Origin of the sequence: Rubripirellula obstinata (genome assembly GCF_001642955.1) — a bacterium.
Lineage (GTDB): Bacteria > Planctomycetota > Planctomycetia > Pirellulales > Pirellulaceae > Rubripirellula > Rubripirellula obstinata.
In genome coordinates, this window is sequence record NZ_LWSK01000005.1 from 38750 (window position 1) to 53906 (window position 15157).

Annotated in this window: 15 protein-coding genes and 5 tRNA genes; 16 read left to right on the forward strand and 4 right to left on the reverse strand. The window is 53.7% G+C overall.

Annotation, left to right across the window (positions count from 1 at the left end; all coding sequences use genetic code 11):
- Positions 1 to 2: 2 nt before the first annotated feature.
- The 4 genes from RC85_RS02765 to RC85_RS26575 form a co-directional block, all read right to left on the reverse strand.
- Positions 3 to 1112, reverse strand: coding sequence for a hypothetical protein (locus RC85_RS02765; RefSeq protein WP_068258422.1), 1110 nt, complete (start codon positions 1110 to 1112; stop codon positions 3 to 5).
- A 31-nt stretch (positions 1113 to 1143) separates the two neighbouring features.
- On the reverse strand, positions 1144 to 1575 hold the full coding sequence (locus RC85_RS02770) for a peptidylprolyl isomerase (RefSeq protein WP_068258424.1): 432 nt from the start codon (positions 1573 to 1575) through the stop codon (positions 1144 to 1146).
- Positions 1576 to 1738: 163 nt separating this feature from the next.
- Positions 1739 to 2329 carry a hypothetical protein gene (locus RC85_RS02775; protein WP_157593863.1) on the reverse strand — a complete coding sequence of 197 codons (591 nt, stop codon included), beginning with the start codon at positions 2327 to 2329 and terminating at the stop codon, positions 1739 to 1741.
- Between the two features lie 377 nt (positions 2330 to 2706).
- Positions 2707 to 2877, reverse strand: coding sequence for a hypothetical protein (locus tag RC85_RS26575; RefSeq protein ID WP_157593864.1), 171 nt, complete (start codon positions 2875 to 2877; stop codon positions 2707 to 2709).
- 27 nt (positions 2878 to 2904) lie between these two features.
- Here RC85_RS26575 and RC85_RS02780 point away from each other — a divergent pair, with 27 nt between their 5' ends.
- The 16 genes from RC85_RS02780 to RC85_RS02855 all read left to right on the forward strand — a co-directional run bounded on the left by RC85_RS02780 (position 2905) and on the right by RC85_RS02855 (position 15146).
- Entirely contained in the window at positions 2905 to 3924 is a 1020-nt protein-coding gene (locus RC85_RS02780) for a glutamine synthetase beta-grasp domain-containing protein (RefSeq protein ID WP_068258426.1), read from the forward strand.
- Positions 3925 to 4344: 420 nt separating this feature from the next.
- On the forward strand, positions 4345 to 5310 hold the full coding sequence (locus RC85_RS02785) for a serine/threonine-protein kinase (RefSeq protein ID WP_068258549.1): 966 nt from the start codon (positions 4345 to 4347) through the stop codon (positions 5308 to 5310).
- Between the two features lie 167 nt (positions 5311 to 5477).
- Positions 5478 to 5550: transfer RNA gene (locus RC85_RS02790), tRNA-Thr, on the forward strand.
- A gap of 57 nt (positions 5551 to 5607) precedes the next feature.
- Positions 5608 to 5689, forward strand: a tRNA-Tyr gene (locus RC85_RS02795).
- 89 nt (positions 5690 to 5778) lie between these two features.
- Positions 5779 to 5849 (forward strand) — tRNA-Gly (locus RC85_RS02800).
- 89 nt (positions 5850 to 5938) lie between these two features.
- A tRNA-Thr gene (locus tag RC85_RS02805) sits at positions 5939 to 6010 on the forward strand.
- A gap of 175 nt (positions 6011 to 6185) precedes the next feature.
- Positions 6186 to 7379: an elongation factor Tu gene (tuf, locus tag RC85_RS02810; RefSeq protein ID WP_068258427.1), complete on the forward strand. Its 1194-nt coding sequence runs from the start codon at positions 6186 to 6188 to the stop codon at positions 7377 to 7379.
- A gap of 158 nt (positions 7380 to 7537) precedes the next feature.
- Positions 7538 to 7610, forward strand: a tRNA-Trp gene (locus tag RC85_RS02815).
- A 120-nt stretch (positions 7611 to 7730) separates the two neighbouring features.
- Positions 7731 to 8183 (forward strand): preprotein translocase subunit SecE, encoded by a 453-nt coding sequence (gene secE / locus RC85_RS02820; RefSeq protein WP_068258551.1) that lies wholly within the window; start codon positions 7731 to 7733, stop codon positions 8181 to 8183.
- Positions 8184 to 8247: 64 nt separating this feature from the next.
- On the forward strand, positions 8248 to 9069 hold the full coding sequence (gene nusG / locus RC85_RS02825) for a transcription termination/antitermination protein NusG (RefSeq protein WP_068258429.1): 822 nt from the start codon (positions 8248 to 8250) through the stop codon (positions 9067 to 9069).
- 132 nt (positions 9070 to 9201) lie between these two features.
- Positions 9202 to 9627 (forward strand): 50S ribosomal protein L11, encoded by a 426-nt coding sequence (gene rplK, locus RC85_RS02830; protein ID WP_068258431.1) that lies wholly within the window; start codon positions 9202 to 9204, stop codon positions 9625 to 9627.
- Between the two features lie 32 nt (positions 9628 to 9659).
- Positions 9660 to 11021 (forward strand): PQQ-binding-like beta-propeller repeat protein, encoded by a 1362-nt coding sequence (locus RC85_RS02835; RefSeq protein WP_068258432.1) that lies wholly within the window; start codon positions 9660 to 9662, stop codon positions 11019 to 11021.
- Positions 11022 to 11540: 519 nt separating this feature from the next.
- Complete coding sequence (locus tag RC85_RS02840; protein WP_068258433.1) at positions 11541 to 11978, forward strand: ExbD/TolR family protein; 438 nt, start codon at positions 11541 to 11543, stop codon at positions 11976 to 11978.
- A complete protein-coding gene (locus tag RC85_RS02845) occupies positions 11975 to 12409 on the forward strand; it encodes an ExbD/TolR family protein (protein ID WP_068258434.1) in 435 nt (144 codons plus the stop codon). The genes RC85_RS02840 and RC85_RS02845 overlap by 4 nt, the downstream gene beginning before the upstream one ends.
- On the forward strand, positions 12409 to 14739 hold the full coding sequence (locus tag RC85_RS02850) for a hypothetical protein (RefSeq protein WP_068258440.1): 2331 nt from the start codon (positions 12409 to 12411) through the stop codon (positions 14737 to 14739). The genes RC85_RS02845 and RC85_RS02850 overlap by 1 nt, the downstream gene beginning before the upstream one ends.
- On the forward strand, positions 14736 to 15146 hold the full coding sequence (locus RC85_RS02855; RefSeq protein WP_068258441.1) for a hypothetical protein: 411 nt from the start codon (positions 14736 to 14738) through the stop codon (positions 15144 to 15146). The genes RC85_RS02850 and RC85_RS02855 overlap by 4 nt, the downstream gene beginning before the upstream one ends.
- Positions 15147 to 15157: the final 11 nt, after the last annotated feature.

Consider the following 15157-nt stretch of genomic DNA (forward strand, 5'->3'; position numbering starts at 1 on the left):
GGCTACCGATTCTGGTTCTGAAGAATCGAAATAATCGCTTCCGCAACGATCTGATTGCCGGTCACATTCAAATGGCCTGATCCGATGCGACCGTTGTGAAAGCCGTGCGGCCATCGGTTTTGCTGAGCCGATTCACGCAGGCGATCGCGAAGATCGATCACTGGGATCTGTTCAGATTTCGCAGCGAGTTTTAAACGCGTGAACGATTCCTGTTCGTTGTCTGCGAAGATTATTTTGTTTCCCATCACGCGTGGTAATTGCGGTGCGTAAACGATGGCGACTGGTTGATCGGTGGTTTGCTTGATCGAGCGGAGGGCTTTGTTCCAGTCGGTGGATTGCGACCATTGCTGGAGTCTAGGCTTTAGCCGATTCGGTTGTTGATCGATCTTGGGCGTAGCGGCTAAAGCCTGGACTCCAACATTAAATCGCAGTCGTCGTGGTGTGACGCCATCGTCTTGGGTAAGAACATTTCGTGCGGCATGGATCGCGAAGTCGGGCAGCCAGCTAACGACCGCGTTCGTCTTTGGAAGTTCAGCCGTTTTCAAAATTGGATCGGCAGCAAATGCCAAGTCGGACAGTTCCGTGATCAGAAATAGGTGCGCAGAGACACCGAGTTCTTTTTCAGCGAACGGAATTTGCTGCAGCCAATCGCCGGCGGTATCTCCGCTGCGAGCGAGTGGTATGACGGACGCTTGGCCCGCGACTTGGTCGTTTGCAAGCGAGAAGATTTTCTGTTCGTCGTCGACGCAGACGCCTTCGGCTTGTGAGTCACCCCACAGAGCGACGACCGAAGGTAGCGTAGCGGAAGTCGCCAAGACTTTCGGCGCTGTGACTATCGACGCTGTGACTTTCGGCGCTGTGACTATCGACGTTGGGATGCTGGTGCCGAAAGTTTTGGCAACTTTCGCTACGGGGTGGTGGCCCACCATGCCGAGGTCGCCGATTTTTGAGGTCGCATAGCCCTCGCTACGCCAGCGATAGGATTCGCCGGCGGGAAGTGTCAGTACACCGCGGTTGATTTCTCGCGGCAGGTAGCTGCGGACAAACAGCGGCGACGTTAGCCAGATGACCGCGGTGCCAGCGACGAATCCGATGGTCCAACGCGCGATCATGTTACCCGCACTACGCTTCGGTTTACCCGCACTACGCTTCAGTAACTGTGACGGTCTTCATCACGTCGCCACCTTCGATGGTGTCAACGACATCTTGGCCTTCGATCACTTTGCCGAACACGCTGTGTCGATTGTCCAGGTGTGGCTGAGCTTCGTGAGTGATAAAGAATTGTGAACCGTTGGTGTTTGGTCCTGCGTTGGCCATTGACAGAACGCCGGGTCCATCGTGTTTGAGATCGGGATGAAATTCGTCTTCAAACTTGTAGCCCGGTCCGCCGGTTCCGTTTCCGTCAGGGCATCCGCCTTGAACCATGAAGTTGGGGATCACGCGGTGGAACGTCAGTCCGTCGTAGAAGTTTTTTTCGCAGAGCGTTTCAAAATTCTGGACGGTCTTGGGAGTCTTGTCGTCGAACAATTCAATCTTGATGACGCCTTTGTCTGTGTCAAAGGTTGCAACTTTCATAGGTCTCTTTGGTCTTTAAAGGTGAGGTAAGTGAGTGGCTGTTAGAACGTAGCTGATCCCGCCAGGGTTCAGTCGTCGATCGGTTGAAGCTCGACTGAACCCTAGCGGGATTCAGCTACGGGCAGGTCGCGCGTAATCGAATAGGGTTAGTACAAAGCAGTTTCTATGGATCGCTTGAAGGTTCCAGACCCGAAGGTTCCAGACCCGAAGGTTCCAGGGTATCGCCTGCGTCAAACATGTCGGGATTAAATTCCAGTGACGGTTCATCGATTGCTTCGACTTCCAGTGGGATCGATTTGCCGTCGGAGGTGACCAGGCGAGCCGACCGAATCACGACGTTCTCGCCTCCGCCAGCGCCTTGTTCGATGAACACGGTTCCGCTGCCTTTACTGCCGACGATTTCAAAGGGCAGCTCTGGTGCTCCGCCCGGATCTTGGGTTTGAGCATTTTCCAAGGCAGCCGAGAAGCTCATTGAGAACGATTCGATGTCACCGATTTCTTCGACGATGACGGGATTGTTTTCGATTTGGGTTTGAACCTGGGTCGCCAGCATTCCCATACCGAATTGCATCGTCGCATACGTACCGCCGCAACAAATCAAGCCGAGCACCCCCATGCCGCCCAGGCACCCGAGCAACCAAAACATCTTGCTTTTGGATTTCTTTGGCGGCGGGCCGCCCGCCATCGGGCCGCTGCCCATCTGGTTGGGGCTGTTGGGATTCCCGTCGAACGGGTCGTTGGGGTTATTGGACATGCTTGAATCCTTATCGAAGCGAGCGTCAGGCGAAGGGAAGTCGTCATCAACCACCCGGAATTTGATGAAACCAACGCTCAACAGAGCGTCCCTGTTTCTCTGAAAACGGACGCTTCTGGTCGGCGACGGCTTGATTTGATGATTAGAGCAACGGGACCGACGTTTTCATAGTTGGTTGATCGCAAACACTTCCGTCACGATTAAGGCGATGATTTCTGCCCAAAGCACCCGGATGCAGCATCGCATGGTGCCGCAAAACCGGTTTGTTCCGAAGCGTTTGACATGCGGGCAAAGGATGACTTTCGCCGGCAGAAATTTCGGTTACTTTAGGGGGCGTGAAGTTGAAATGAGTTTGAGTTCATAAATTTGTTCAGGCATCAGTCGCTGGAGGTCTTCAATCCAACGGCAGCGGGTGCCTGCAAATACCTGGGTGGTAGGTAGAAAAGTCGCAGGACGCACTGGTACATTCGTTTTGGTTTGTTTGCTTCGATACGGCCCAGCGTTGGGTTCGTCAAAGAATAGGGCGGCAGACTTCGGTCACATTTCATCTGATTTCTTAAGGGGGAATCAACTCTATGACCAAATGCAAGTTGGAATACATCTGGCTCGACGGCTACAAGCCCACCCAGAGTTTGCGTGGTAAGACCAAGATCGTGGAAGATTTCAGCGGCAAGCTGGAAGACTGCGAAGTGTGGTCGTTCGATGGTTCGTCCACCGAACAAGCCGAAGGCGGCAGCAGCGATTGCTTGCTGAAGCCAGTTTTTGTTTGCCCTGATCCAGGCCGCATTGGCGATGGTTACATCGTGATGTGCGAAGTGCTCAACGCCGACAAAACGCCTCACGACTCCAATGGTCGCGCGACCATTGACGATGACGACAACGATTTCTGGTTCGGTTTCGAGCAAGAGTACGTGTTGATCGATATTGAAACTAATAAGCCTGTCGGTTTCCCGTCCGGCGGTTATCCTGGTCCTCAAGGGCCTTACTACTGCAGCGTCGGTGCATCCAACGCCGTGGCTCGTGACTTGATCGAAGAGCACTTGGAAATGTGCTTGGAAGCTGGTCTGAACGTTGAAGGCATCAACGCCGAAGTGATGATGGGTCAATGGGAATACCAGATCTTTTCCAAGGGTGCCGCCGAAGCCGGCGACCAGATTTGGGTTTCGCGTTATTTGCTTGAGCGATGTGGCGAGAAGTACGGCATCAAGATTGATTACCATTGCAAGCCCGTCAAAGGTGACTGGAATGGCAGCGGCATGCACGCCAACTTCAGCAACACGACGCTGCGAACTTGCGGTTCACGCGAAGTGTACGAACAGATCTGCCAAGCGTTCCAGCCTCGCGTCAAGGAACACATCGACGTGTATGGTGCGGACAACGATCAACGCTTGACCGGTCTGCACGAAACGCAGCGAATCGATGAATTCAGCTACGGCATTTCGGACCGTGGTGCATCGATCCGAATTCCAATCGCGACCGTGGAAAAGGGCTGGAAGGGCTGGTTGGAAGATCGCCGACCTGCGTCCAACGCGGATCCATACAAGGTTGCCGCGGAAATCATCCGAACGGTCAAAACCGCCGGCGTGCCCGCATAAGGCATTCAGAGTGCCCGCATAAGGCATTCAGAGTGCCCGCATAGGGCATTCTGAATCGGTCAAAAACGCAAGCTCGGTTGGTCTTTCTGAACGAAGGCCAACCGAGTTTTTTTGTGCGCGGGCACATGCAATGTTTTTCTAAATCAGGCTGCGTGCAGCGCGACAGCTTATTGATTTAGTGAGCCGCGACGCGTAAGCGGCCGGGCCTTTCGTTTTGCCTGATGCCTTACTGAGGCTGCTGAAAAAGTCGGGTGTCAGTCACCAGGCAATGCGTATAGCCCGGGCGCTCACGCGTCGCGGCTCACTATTTTCGCTGAAACGATACGTCACAAGAGCTTGCCCAGCTTCAAGAATTGAGTCGCCCTGCTGTGAACGGCATGCCAGTGGTTGGGGTGAGCGGGTTTGCCTTATACTGACGGCATGGCTGAATCCTTAATCGTGCTCTCCGCAACCGACGCTGACCTGCCTCGCAACATTCCGGCGGGGATGGAACGCTATACCGGTTTTCGCGAGATGGCTGCTGGTGGTTGTTCGCGATTGCGTTCGTGTTATGACCGGGTCACCGGGCGGACGGTGGCGATGAAGTCGCTAAAAATTGAGAGCTTGTTTGATCGGCGAGAACGTCGGCGGTTGCTGCGAGAGGCTCGCATTACCGCTCAATTGCAGCACCCCAATACGGTGCCGGTTTACGATATCGGTGAAGACGACAAAGAGGGCGTGTACTTCATCATGAAGCGGATTTCGGGCGAGAATTTGTTCGAGATTCTCAAGCGGATTGCACGAGGCGACGAAGCCACCATTGCCGCCTACCCGATCGATCGGCGGTTAGAAATTGTCGCCGGTGCTTGCCAGGCACTCGCTTATGCCCATGCTCGCGGAGTGATCCACCGGGACGTTAAGCCAGAAAATATCTGGGTCGGAAACTTTGGCGAAGTCATTTTGCTTGATTGGGGCGTCGCGAAAGTCTGGGGAGCGGCCGATGACGAATCGCCTGTGCGGCAAAGCACCCTGAAACCCGATGATGGTACTGAAAGTCAGCAAACATCCACGTTGACCGGTGGCGGCCAACGGCCTGGAACGCCGTTGTATATGTCGCCTGAACAGATTCGCGGCAATCGGACGATTGACGAACGCAGCGACATTTTTAGTGCTGGCGTTTGTCTTTACGAGACTTTGGCGGTGCGTGAACCGTTTCGCGGCAAAAGTGTCGATGAGACGTTCGCCAACATTACCGGCAAAGAAGTCGATCCGCCCAGTGTGGTGTCGCCGCAGGCTGGGATTCCCGAATTCGCGGATGCCACGGTCATGCGTGCGATGCAGAAAAAGCCGGGCGATCGGTTTCAGTCGATGCGGGAAATGCTGGCGGCAATCCGGTCGGAAGGCTGAAATCGCTGGGAGATTGGCAAGTTTCTGTTTTCCGGGCGTTTTCGGGCTGAAAGTATTGATTCCGTCTTGTCGCGTTGGCACGGATCGCTACACTCTGCCCTTCCAAGGTGAGCGGGGATGGTGTCTGTGCGTCTCGACTGATTTTCAGACAAAAACCGCTCGGTTTGGCCAACGTAGCTCAGTTGGCAGAGCAGCTGATTTGTAATCAGCCGGTCGCGGGTTCGAATCCCTCCGTTGGCTTTTTAGAAGAAGAAGACACGAAGAAGACACGAAGAAGAGAAGAGACGCAGAGAACTCGGGGGTTTGTCCGAGTGGTTAAAGGAGACGGACTGTAAATCCGTTGGCTATGCCTACACAGGTTCGAATCCTGTAGCCCCCATGAAGAAGCTTTTAGCGGTTAGCTATTAGCAATTAGCTTTCTAGAAAGAGAGCTATCAGCTAATCGCTATCGGCTAATCGCTCTTTCCTGCGGGTGTAGCTCAATGGTAGAGCAGCAGCCTTCCAAGCTGAATACGAGGGTTCGATTCCCTTCACCCGCTTTTGGATAAGCTTTTAGCGATTAGCTTTTAGCGATTAGCTTTTCAATGTGAAGCTAATCGCTAACGGCTAGTTGCTAACCGCTTCTTCCGCTGCTGTAGCTCAGTGGTAGAGCACTTCCTTGGTAAGGAAGAGGTCATGGGTTCAAGTCCCATCAGCAGCTTTGTTTTGATACTTGATTAACGCGAGCCCCGACTCGTGCGGCCAGACCGAAATCGAACCCCCGCGGGTGTGAAACGCGGTCGATAGCGGATTTGGACTGACTGGAGCGTATCTCTGGTCGGTAGTGGCACAGACGGGCGAACAAGACCACAAAATTGTGGTGCAGGTGATTTAGAATGGCTAAGGCAAAATTTGAACGGGTCAAACCCCACGTCAACGTCGGCACAATTGGCCACATTGACCACGGTAAAACGACCACCACCGCAGCGATCCTCGCTGTACAAGCCGCCAAGGGACTGGCAGATTTCAAGGGTTACGCAGATATCGCCAAGGGTGGTACCGTCCGTGACTCGACCAAGACGGTGACCATCGCTGTTGCACACGTTGAATACAGCACCGAAAATCGTCACTACGCTCACATTGACTGCCCCGGCCACGCCGACTTTGTCAAGAATATGATCACCGGTGCCGCCCAAATGGACGGTGCAATCCTGGTGGTATCGGCTGCTGATGGACCAATGCCACAAACCAAGGAACACGTGCTTTTGGCTCGCCAAGTTGGTGTGCCTTACATCGTGGTTTACCTCAACAAGTGCGACCTCGTCGATGACGAAGAACTGCTTGAATTGGTGGAATTGGAAGCACGCGAATTGCTGTCCAAGTACGACTTCCCCGGCGACGACGTTCCTGTTGTTCGCGGTTCGTCACTTCCAGCCTACAACACCCCCGACGATCCAGAAGCATCGAAGTGCATCACTGAATTGATGGAAGCACTCGATACTGCGATTCCAGAACCTACCCGTGAAGACGACAAGCCTTTCCTGATGGCGATCGAAGACGTTTTCTCGATCGAAGGTCGCGGAACGGTTGCAACCGGTCGTATCGAGCGTGGTGTGGTGAAGGTCGGCGAAGAAGTCGAAATCATCGGTTTGGTCGATTCGGTCAAGACAACTTGTACCGGCGTCGAAATGTTCCGCAAGGAAATGGAAGAAGGCCGATCGGGCGATAACGTCGGTTGCTTGCTTCGTGGTGTGAAGCGTGAAGACATCCAACGCGGTCAAGTTTTGGCCAAGCCTGGTAGCATTCTTCCTCACATGAAGTTTGAAGCTGAAGTTTACTGTCTTAGCAAAGACGAAGGCGGCCGCCACACGCCGTTCTTCTCGGGATACCGTCCCCAGTTTTACTTCCGCACGACAGACGTGACCGGAACCGCTAACTTGGTTGGCGCTGAAATGTGCATGCCTGGCGATAACGTGAAGGTCACCGTTGAACTTCACAAGCCAATCGCAATCGACGATGGTGTTCGCTTCGCAATTCGCGAAGGCGGCCGAACCGTCGGTTCAGGCGTTGTGACCAAGATTGTTGAATAAGAAGCGATTAGCTTTTAGCGGTTAGCTATGAGCTTTTCGATTGGCATACGTGACCTTGGGCATTCCGATTTGAGTGCCCAAGGTCAACGCCGTTTAGACGAAGAACATTGGAACTACAAAGCTAATAGCTAATTGCTAAAAGCTTCTTAGCTTCCCCCAGGGGTGTAGCTCAATTGGCAGAGCACTGGTTTCCAAAACCAGCGGTTGCGGGTTCAAGTCCCTCCGCCCCTGCTTTACGATGACTTTGAAATACTGAACTTTTGAAACCCGAACTTTTGAAGTACTGCCCAGCCGCATCGGACGCTGCTGGCATCAAAAACTAGAGTACGAGTGCTCACGCAGGAGACGATCGTGTCCCGAGACATTACCACCAACAATGCCGCTGCCAGCGGCCCATCACTGACCAAGGAACTGTTCACCAACACGGTGTACAAGCCCAACCAAGGTCGGTTCGTTCGCCAATTGTCGGCGCTCGCCATTTGGGTCGTCGCTGCCTTGGCATGCTGGTCACTTTATTCAACGCTCCGTGCTGCTCTGCCAGCGGGTTCACCAGCGATTCCCGTTGCGCCGGCGATCACGCTCGCAGCAGCACTTTGGTTTGGATACCGAGTCGTTAATTGGCCCCGATTTGCCGACTTCTTGATCGCTGTCGAAGCGGAAATGAACAAGGTGACTTGGCCTAGCAAGGAAGAACTCAAGCGAGCGTCCGTGGTGGTGATCTTTACGATTTTCTTCCTCGCTATTGCTCTGTTCCTTTTCGATATACTATGGCAAGCGATTTTCAGCGCCATTGGCGTGACTTGATAGCTCTCCATCCTGACGATTTCCAATCACCACACTGCTGGTGACACTTGCAAACTGAATACCTGTGAACGACGCCGAAACTACTGACGACCAGCCAACACCCGACGCCAACGATGCGGTCGAAGCGAATCCCGCTGACGAGCAAGTCGATGCGCCAAAGCAAGAGGCTGCTGAAGCTGTCACTGAGCAGGAAGCTGTTGCCGAGGCAGCCGATACACCAAAACCTCCGCCGGTCGCTCCCCCACCCGCTCCGCCAAAGGCAGCAGCCAAAGCCAAGGTCGATGAGCCTCGCGACACGATTCGTTCGATCAATCTGGACGGCAGTCCTGATCTTGGCGAAGCGCCGCAAATGGACTGGTACATCTTGAAGGTGGCTTTCAACCGCGAAGACACCATCGCCGATGCCCTTCGCAAGAAGGTCCGCATGGAAGGCATGGAAGAGTACTTTGGCGAGATCGTCGTTCCGACCGAAGATGTTGCAACCTTCACCCGCGACGGCAAACGCCGAATCAGCAAGCGTAAGCTTTTGCCCGGTTACATCATGGTCAACATGTTGATCAACGACGACACATGGTTCATGTGCCGCGAAACCGGTGGGATCAGCGATTTCACGGGCGCTGCCGGCAAACCGATGCCAATGGAACCGTCGGACATCGAACGATTCATCAATCGACCCGAAGTCGATGACGAAGAAGAAGCACCGATCAAAATTGGAATCCCATTCAAAGTGGGCGACCGGGTTCGCGTCAAGGAAGGCAACTTCGAGAACCAGGAAGGCGATGTCGATGCCGTCGACGAAGCCAATGGTCGCATCACTGTGATCATCAATATCTTCGGCCGCAGTGTTCCAATGGAACTCGATCACTGGCAAGTCGAACCACTGTAGAAAAGCGAATAGCTATTAGCGTTTAGCTGTTAGCTTTTCAAATTTCGTTTTTGTTTCCCAACCACACTGATTATTGATTCCCGCTTTTAAGAAAAGCTAATCGCTAATCGCTAACAGCTAACAGCTTTCATCATGGCTAAACAAGTTACCGGCGTTGCCAAATTTCAAATTCCTGGCGGTCAAGCCACTCCCGCGCCGCCCGTTGGTACCGCACTCGGTAAGTTTGGCGTGAACCTTGGACAGTTCGTCCAAGCGTTCAACGACAAGACCAAAGAGTACGCTGGAACTCCGATCCCAGTGATCGTGACGGTCTACAACGATCGCAGCTTTGAATTCATCACCAAGAGCCCACCAGCGGCATCGATGTTGAAGTCCGCTGCGAACATCGCCAAAGGAAGCGGCGTTCCTCACAAGGAAAAAGTTGGCAAAGTCACACGTGCTCAATGCGTCGAGATCGCCGAGAAAAAGATGGCCGACCTCAACGCTCGCAGCATCGATCAAGCTGTCCTGATGATCGAAGGCACCGCCCGCAGCATGGGCATCAACGTCGAAGGCTAACCGTTCGGCCCACATCCAGTACAGCCAAGCTCATGCAAAAAGCGTCAACTCCACGCTTTCCGGCGAGCATTCGCCTTTGCGTCTCTCTTTCGATTGCGTGCTGTTTCTTCGTCACCAGCACGCATGCTGAGGACTGGCCTCAATGGCGTGGCGTCAACCGCGATGCGACGATCGACGATTCCGGAATCGTCGATTCATTCGATCAGCGAATCGTGCCGCGGAAGTGGTCGGTTGAACTAGGCGGCGGTTACAGCGGCCCCACGGTGGCCGACGGACGAGTCTATGTGACTGATCGCGGTCCGACGCCTGCCCCCGATGAACTAACGCCGCCCGAAATCGAACGCGTGCTTTGTTTTGATGCCAGCGATGGCAGCCTGATCTGGAGTCACCAATACGATTCGGTTTACCAAATCGATTATCGCGCCGGACCGCGAGCATCGGTGACGGTGCATGCTGGGAAAGCGATCGCCGTCGGTGCGATGGGACATCTTCACTGCTTTGACGCCAAAACAGGCGACATTCTTTGGAAGCATGACCTGGCCGATCAATACGACATCCGCATGCCATTTTGGGGAATCGCCGCAGCGCCGTTGGTTGTTGACGGTTTGGTGATTCAAATTGCGGGCGGCAAGAAAGACGACTGCGTGATGGCGTTTGACTTGGAAACCGGGGTCAGAAAATGGAACGCGATCGATGAACGTGCCGGTTACAGTTCGCCGATCTTGATTGAACAGGCCGGGCAACAGGTGGTCGTTTGCTGGACCGGCGAAAGCGTGTCTGCCCTGGACCCCAAAACTGGCAACGTGCATTGGCGAATTGAAATGCTGCCTCGCAATATGCCGATCGGAGTTCCCACGCCGGTGTTCGATGGCCAGCACTTATTGGTGTCTTCGTTTTATGACGGAACGATGTTGATTCGCGTTCACCCAGATCAATTGTCAGCCGAAAAAATGTGGCATCGCATCGGTGTCGATGAAAAGAACACCGATGCACTGCACTGCATGATTAGCGGCCCGATCATCAAGGGAGATCATGTCTACGGGGTGGACAGTTACGGCGAACTGCGATGTTTGGAATTGAAAACCGGCGACCGAGTCTGGGAAAGTGACAAAGCGGTTCCGCGGGCACGATGGGCGACAGTTCACATCATCCAATTGAAGGGCGAATCCGAAAACCGCGAAATCATGATGAACGACCGAGGGCATTTAATACTCGCGACTCTTTCACCCGATGGCTATCAAGAACACAGTCGCGCCGCGCTGATCAAACCCACCCGGCAACAACTTCGTCGTCGCGGCGGCGTCGCCTGGGCTCACCCAGCGATCGCCGACGGAATGATCTACATTCGCAGCGACACAGAACTGGTATGTGCTTCGATCACGGATCCGGAATGATGCGGACTCATCCAACTGACCGATTTGTTACTTTCGTAAATTGATATAGGCCGGAACTGTCCTGAAACAAGTTCCGTATTTGGCGAAATCTTTCGTAGCTGGGCCCGCCAGGGTTCAGTCGGGTACAGCCAGTGATGGACTAAACAGGTACTAAACCGTGGCGGGCCCATTTACGGGAAAACCGAGCCAGAGAATTGATGTGGGTCAGCCATCCGGGTGCTCTCGCACCCGGCAGGGAGCTGCCGGCCCTCCGGGCCTTTTCGGTTTTGGTTGTATTACCCGGTGGCTTCGCCACCGGCACTGGGCTTTCGGCCCTCCGGGCCTGGAATGACTCTCAGCCACGGAGTGGCGGCAGCCCAGTGCCGGGTGCTGGCCGGCTTGTCGATTAAAGGGCCAACGTAAATGCCAAAGGCTTTACGGCCAGCGGCTCACAAAGAAATTGGATGTCCTGAAAAAAATTCGCCTACTCAGCAAAAGTCGGCAACCTGCTGAAAAGCAGGAACGTGATAAGATACTGGAATGCGAGTTCCAACTTCTGATCGTCGCACCGCTATTGGTGCTAACATGACACCGATGATCGATGTTGTTTTTCTGCTGATCATCTTCTTTCTGGTTTCCAGTCACTTGGCGCGACAGGAAAACCACCTGCCACTGGACTTGCCGACTGCTGGAACGTTCCAACCAAACGATCCCGATAAGCAGGCACTGACGATTAGTTTGGATGACGCTGCATCAATTCGTGTTCGCGGCGACGTCGTGTCGATTCAAGCACTCGGCTTGCTGTTGGCTGAGTTGAAAGCCCAAGATGGCGATGATGCGGCGATCCGAATTCGCGTTGACGGCCAAGTCCAGTACGCGTTGGTCGAACCCGTGCTACGCCAAGCCGCACTCGCAGGGGTCACCGATGCATCGATTGCCGTACGCGACAAAGCAACCAGCGGTGGGAACCAGCCATGAAGATCCCGGGCGGAAATACGGATCGATCGATCGAGCTAAAAATGACGCCGATGATTGACGTCGTCTTTTTGTTGTTGGTGTTCTTTGTATGGACCAGCAGCTTTGAATTGCCCGAATATGACCTGCCCGGCGCGATCGCGACTCCACCCGGCGGCTCCATCGATTCGTCGGCGCAACCAGCGGAAACATTCGATGAGATTATCATTCGAATTTCCAATCGTGATTCGATGACCAGCATCAATATGAACGGAACCGTACTCGCAGACGTCGATGCGTTGACTGATCGCTTAGCACAAGTCGTCGCCATTGGCGTTCAGCCGCCCGTGATTGTTGATCCCGACGACAACGTCACGATGGATGTCGCTGTGTCAGTCTACGACGCAGCCCGTTCTGCGGGCGTTGACCGAGTTTTGTTTGCAGCGAGTGAATGATGAAGTCTCTCTTGTTCCGATTCACGATTGCAATGGTGATGCTATCGACGACGTGCGCGTTTTCGCAAACGCCCGTGCAACGCCAAACCGCCGACCGTGACGCTGATTTGATTCAGGCACTCGTCACGGAACAGCGTTTCGATGATGCGAAATCCGTCTGCCTTTGGAACCTGAACCAGCATCAGAAGACGTCTGATCCCTATGCACTGGCGATCACCCAAATCGCGAAGGTCAACATTGCCAAGCAGATTGCATCGGGAGCTTTCGATTCGGCAACCGTCAAAACGGCAAACCAGCCCATCGACCAATTGCTTTCCAAGTATCCAGATCTCGATCGCAGACTCTTTTTAGAAGCCGCCAAAATTTCAGTCCGACAAATGGCGGTTCAGATGGACGTTGCTGCCGCGGCAATCAATGTCTCTCAACAGGACACCAGAGAACAGGTGGAAACTCTGCCTGCGATGGTAAGGCTAACGCGTCTGACGCGAGACACCGAATCACTGATTGATCGTATCCGTCAATCCATTCCGCAGGATGACACCAAATTGAAAGACCAACAACGGCTCGAACAAGAATTATTGGTCGCCACCGTTTCAATGGCACTCATGCAAACCGAGTTGTTCCTGTCCGACACTGCTGATGCGATCGCAGCGGCAACCGCCGCGATCCAAGCGGCCGAACAAACTCAACTAAGACTGCCGCCGGATTCACAAGCCGCAGCGGAGGTTAGGCGAATGAGAATCACGGCGGTGCTTCGATCAGGCGATGCAAAGCTTGCCTCGGCGGAACTGCGGCAGCTTCTTGATCAATCCGATCAACCACCTTCATCGAATCTGCAAGCACTGCAGGTCGAAATCTTGTTGGCGCTAGGTCAAGTCAAAGAAGCAGGCAAGCTACTTGCCACCCACTTCGATTCATCATCCGACAAAACTGCATCCTCCATTCCAATGGACTTAGCCAGGCTTCGGTACTTATTGGCTGACGATCAAACCGATGCTGCTGCGAATTGGATCACTAAAATCGGTCAGCGACATGGGCTGTACGCGAGGCGTTTGGCGGAAGCAATTGTTCTTTCCAAGCTGGACCGTTCGCTTTCAGATTCCAATGCGACATCGTCTCCTCCGGCCGCGCTCGTCGAAACTCGCGGGCGACAACTCATTCGCGAAGGAAAGCTAGATGAAGGCGGTCGCATGCTCGCTGCCGCGGCCGGTTCGCAATCCGATCCCAAACGAGCCATCGAGATCGCGATCGCAGCGGCCGCAGCGTTGCAGAAGGCTGAGCTTTTCCAAGCGGGATCAGATGCACTGTCCAGCGTCGCAAAACAGCACTCCGATTCGCCCAACGCACCACCGCTGGATCTGCAAGCGATCATGATGCTGACATCGGGATCGACACCTGCAAGCGGCGATCAAATCGAATCCAGACTTCGTCAGCACTTGGAAACTTGGCCCGAAAGCGACGTATCGGCGTCAGCGCGTTCATGGCTGATTGAGCTGCTGGTCAACAAACAGAAACTCATCGACGCAGCCGTCATCGCGACTTCCTTAACACCTTCGCAGATCAATGCGTCATCCATGGATGCAATGGTCAGCCAATGGGAATCGACTTTTCGAGTCGCGTTGGATGATGATCTGGATGCGAAGGTATCAAGAATAGCGTCCGATGCGATGACCAAACTTAACGAGCATCCGTTGGTCGTTACAGCTCACCGCCAACTGGCCGCGCGTTTCTTTGACCGAGCCAGCCTGCACTCGATTCCCGAACAAGATGCGTCCCAGTTGGACCATGAACCGGCATGGGTGGATCAAGTGATCCAATTCCGCCGCGACGGAAAGCTAGATCCTGAATTGCGAAGTTTAACGGAGGATATTGAAGACGTCCGCCAACGCTTAGTCAAAGATGGTCAACGTAACCCAACCATCCGAAAACGCATTGCAGATCTACTAGCGTCGTGGTCATCAGCAACGACCAAGCCGATTGATCAAGCCGTCATTCAACTTTGGCTTGGCAACGTTGCCGAAGCGGTCCGAATCGTTGAATCAAACCTAACGACTAACGATCAGGCGGAATTGTTGATTGCGGCGGCTACCGCGTTGCAAGATTCAAACGACCAGGATGCCAAGAATGCAGCAATTCGCTGGTGGGACCAATTGGCGGCGGGTTCCAAAGTGGGCAGTCCGAATTGGCATCGCGGTAAGATTGCGTCGATCGATCTGCTTGATCGCAGCGGGAAAAAAGAAGAAGCAGCTCGGCGGGCAAGCTACATTCTGCTGACGAACGCAAACTTGACGCCTGAACAAAAAGCTAAATACCAGTCCCACAGGCCATGACTTCCAACAACCCAAAACGATTCGTCATTCTGCATCACCGAGTCGGATCAGGATTCGGACGTACCGACCAAGACCATTTTGATTGGATGTTCGAGACCGGGCAAACACTGATCACGTTTGCGACTCCGATGATCGAAGACATGCATTCAAACTTTCAAATCACATGCCAACTTCTGCCTGATCATCGGATCGTGTATCTGGATTTCGAAGGTTCGATACCGGACCGTGGCGAACTGCGTGACCGCGGTAGTGTGACGCGGATTGCTTCAGGCAGTTTTGAGGAAATCACAAACTCAGATGATCTGTTTTCCGCAGAGCTGTTGTTCTCACCAACAAACAAAAATACCGGAAGCGTCGAATTCAAAAAATGCGACCAACAGTGGGTTCTAAGATACAAATCAAACTGACGAGTGATTTG

Coding starts and splice junctions, on each gene's coding strand:
- RC85_RS02765 (WP_068258422.1), bottom strand. CDS start 1,112: ATGATCGCGCGTTGGACCATCGGATTCGTCGCTGGCACCGCGGTCATC.
- RC85_RS02770 (WP_068258424.1), bottom strand. CDS start 1,575: ATGAAAGTTGCAACCTTTGACACAGACAAAGGCGTCATCAAGATTGAA.
- RC85_RS02775 (WP_157593863.1), bottom strand. CDS start 2,329: ATGTCCAATAACCCCAACGACCCGTTCGACGGGAATCCCAACAGCCCC.
- RC85_RS26575 (WP_157593864.1), bottom strand. CDS start 2,877: ATGAAATGTGACCGAAGTCTGCCGCCCTATTCTTTGACGAACCCAACG.
- RC85_RS02780 (WP_068258426.1), top strand. CDS start 2,905: ATGACCAAATGCAAGTTGGAATACATCTGGCTCGACGGCTACAAGCCC.
- RC85_RS02785 (WP_068258549.1), top strand. CDS start 4,345: ATGGCTGAATCCTTAATCGTGCTCTCCGCAACCGACGCTGACCTGCCT.
- tuf (WP_068258427.1), top strand. CDS start 6,186: ATGGCTAAGGCAAAATTTGAACGGGTCAAACCCCACGTCAACGTCGGC.
- rplK (WP_068258431.1), top strand. CDS start 9,202: ATGGCTAAACAAGTTACCGGCGTTGCCAAATTTCAAATTCCTGGCGGT.
- RC85_RS02835 (WP_068258432.1), top strand. CDS start 9,660: ATGCAAAAAGCGTCAACTCCACGCTTTCCGGCGAGCATTCGCCTTTGC.
- RC85_RS02840 (WP_068258433.1), top strand. CDS start 11,541: ATGCGAGTTCCAACTTCTGATCGTCGCACCGCTATTGGTGCTAACATG.
- RC85_RS02845 (WP_068258434.1), top strand. CDS start 11,975: ATGAAGATCCCGGGCGGAAATACGGATCGATCGATCGAGCTAAAAATG.
- RC85_RS02850 (WP_068258440.1), top strand. CDS start 12,409: ATGAAGTCTCTCTTGTTCCGATTCACGATTGCAATGGTGATGCTATCG.
- RC85_RS02855 (WP_068258441.1), top strand. CDS start 14,736: ATGACTTCCAACAACCCAAAACGATTCGTCATTCTGCATCACCGAGTC.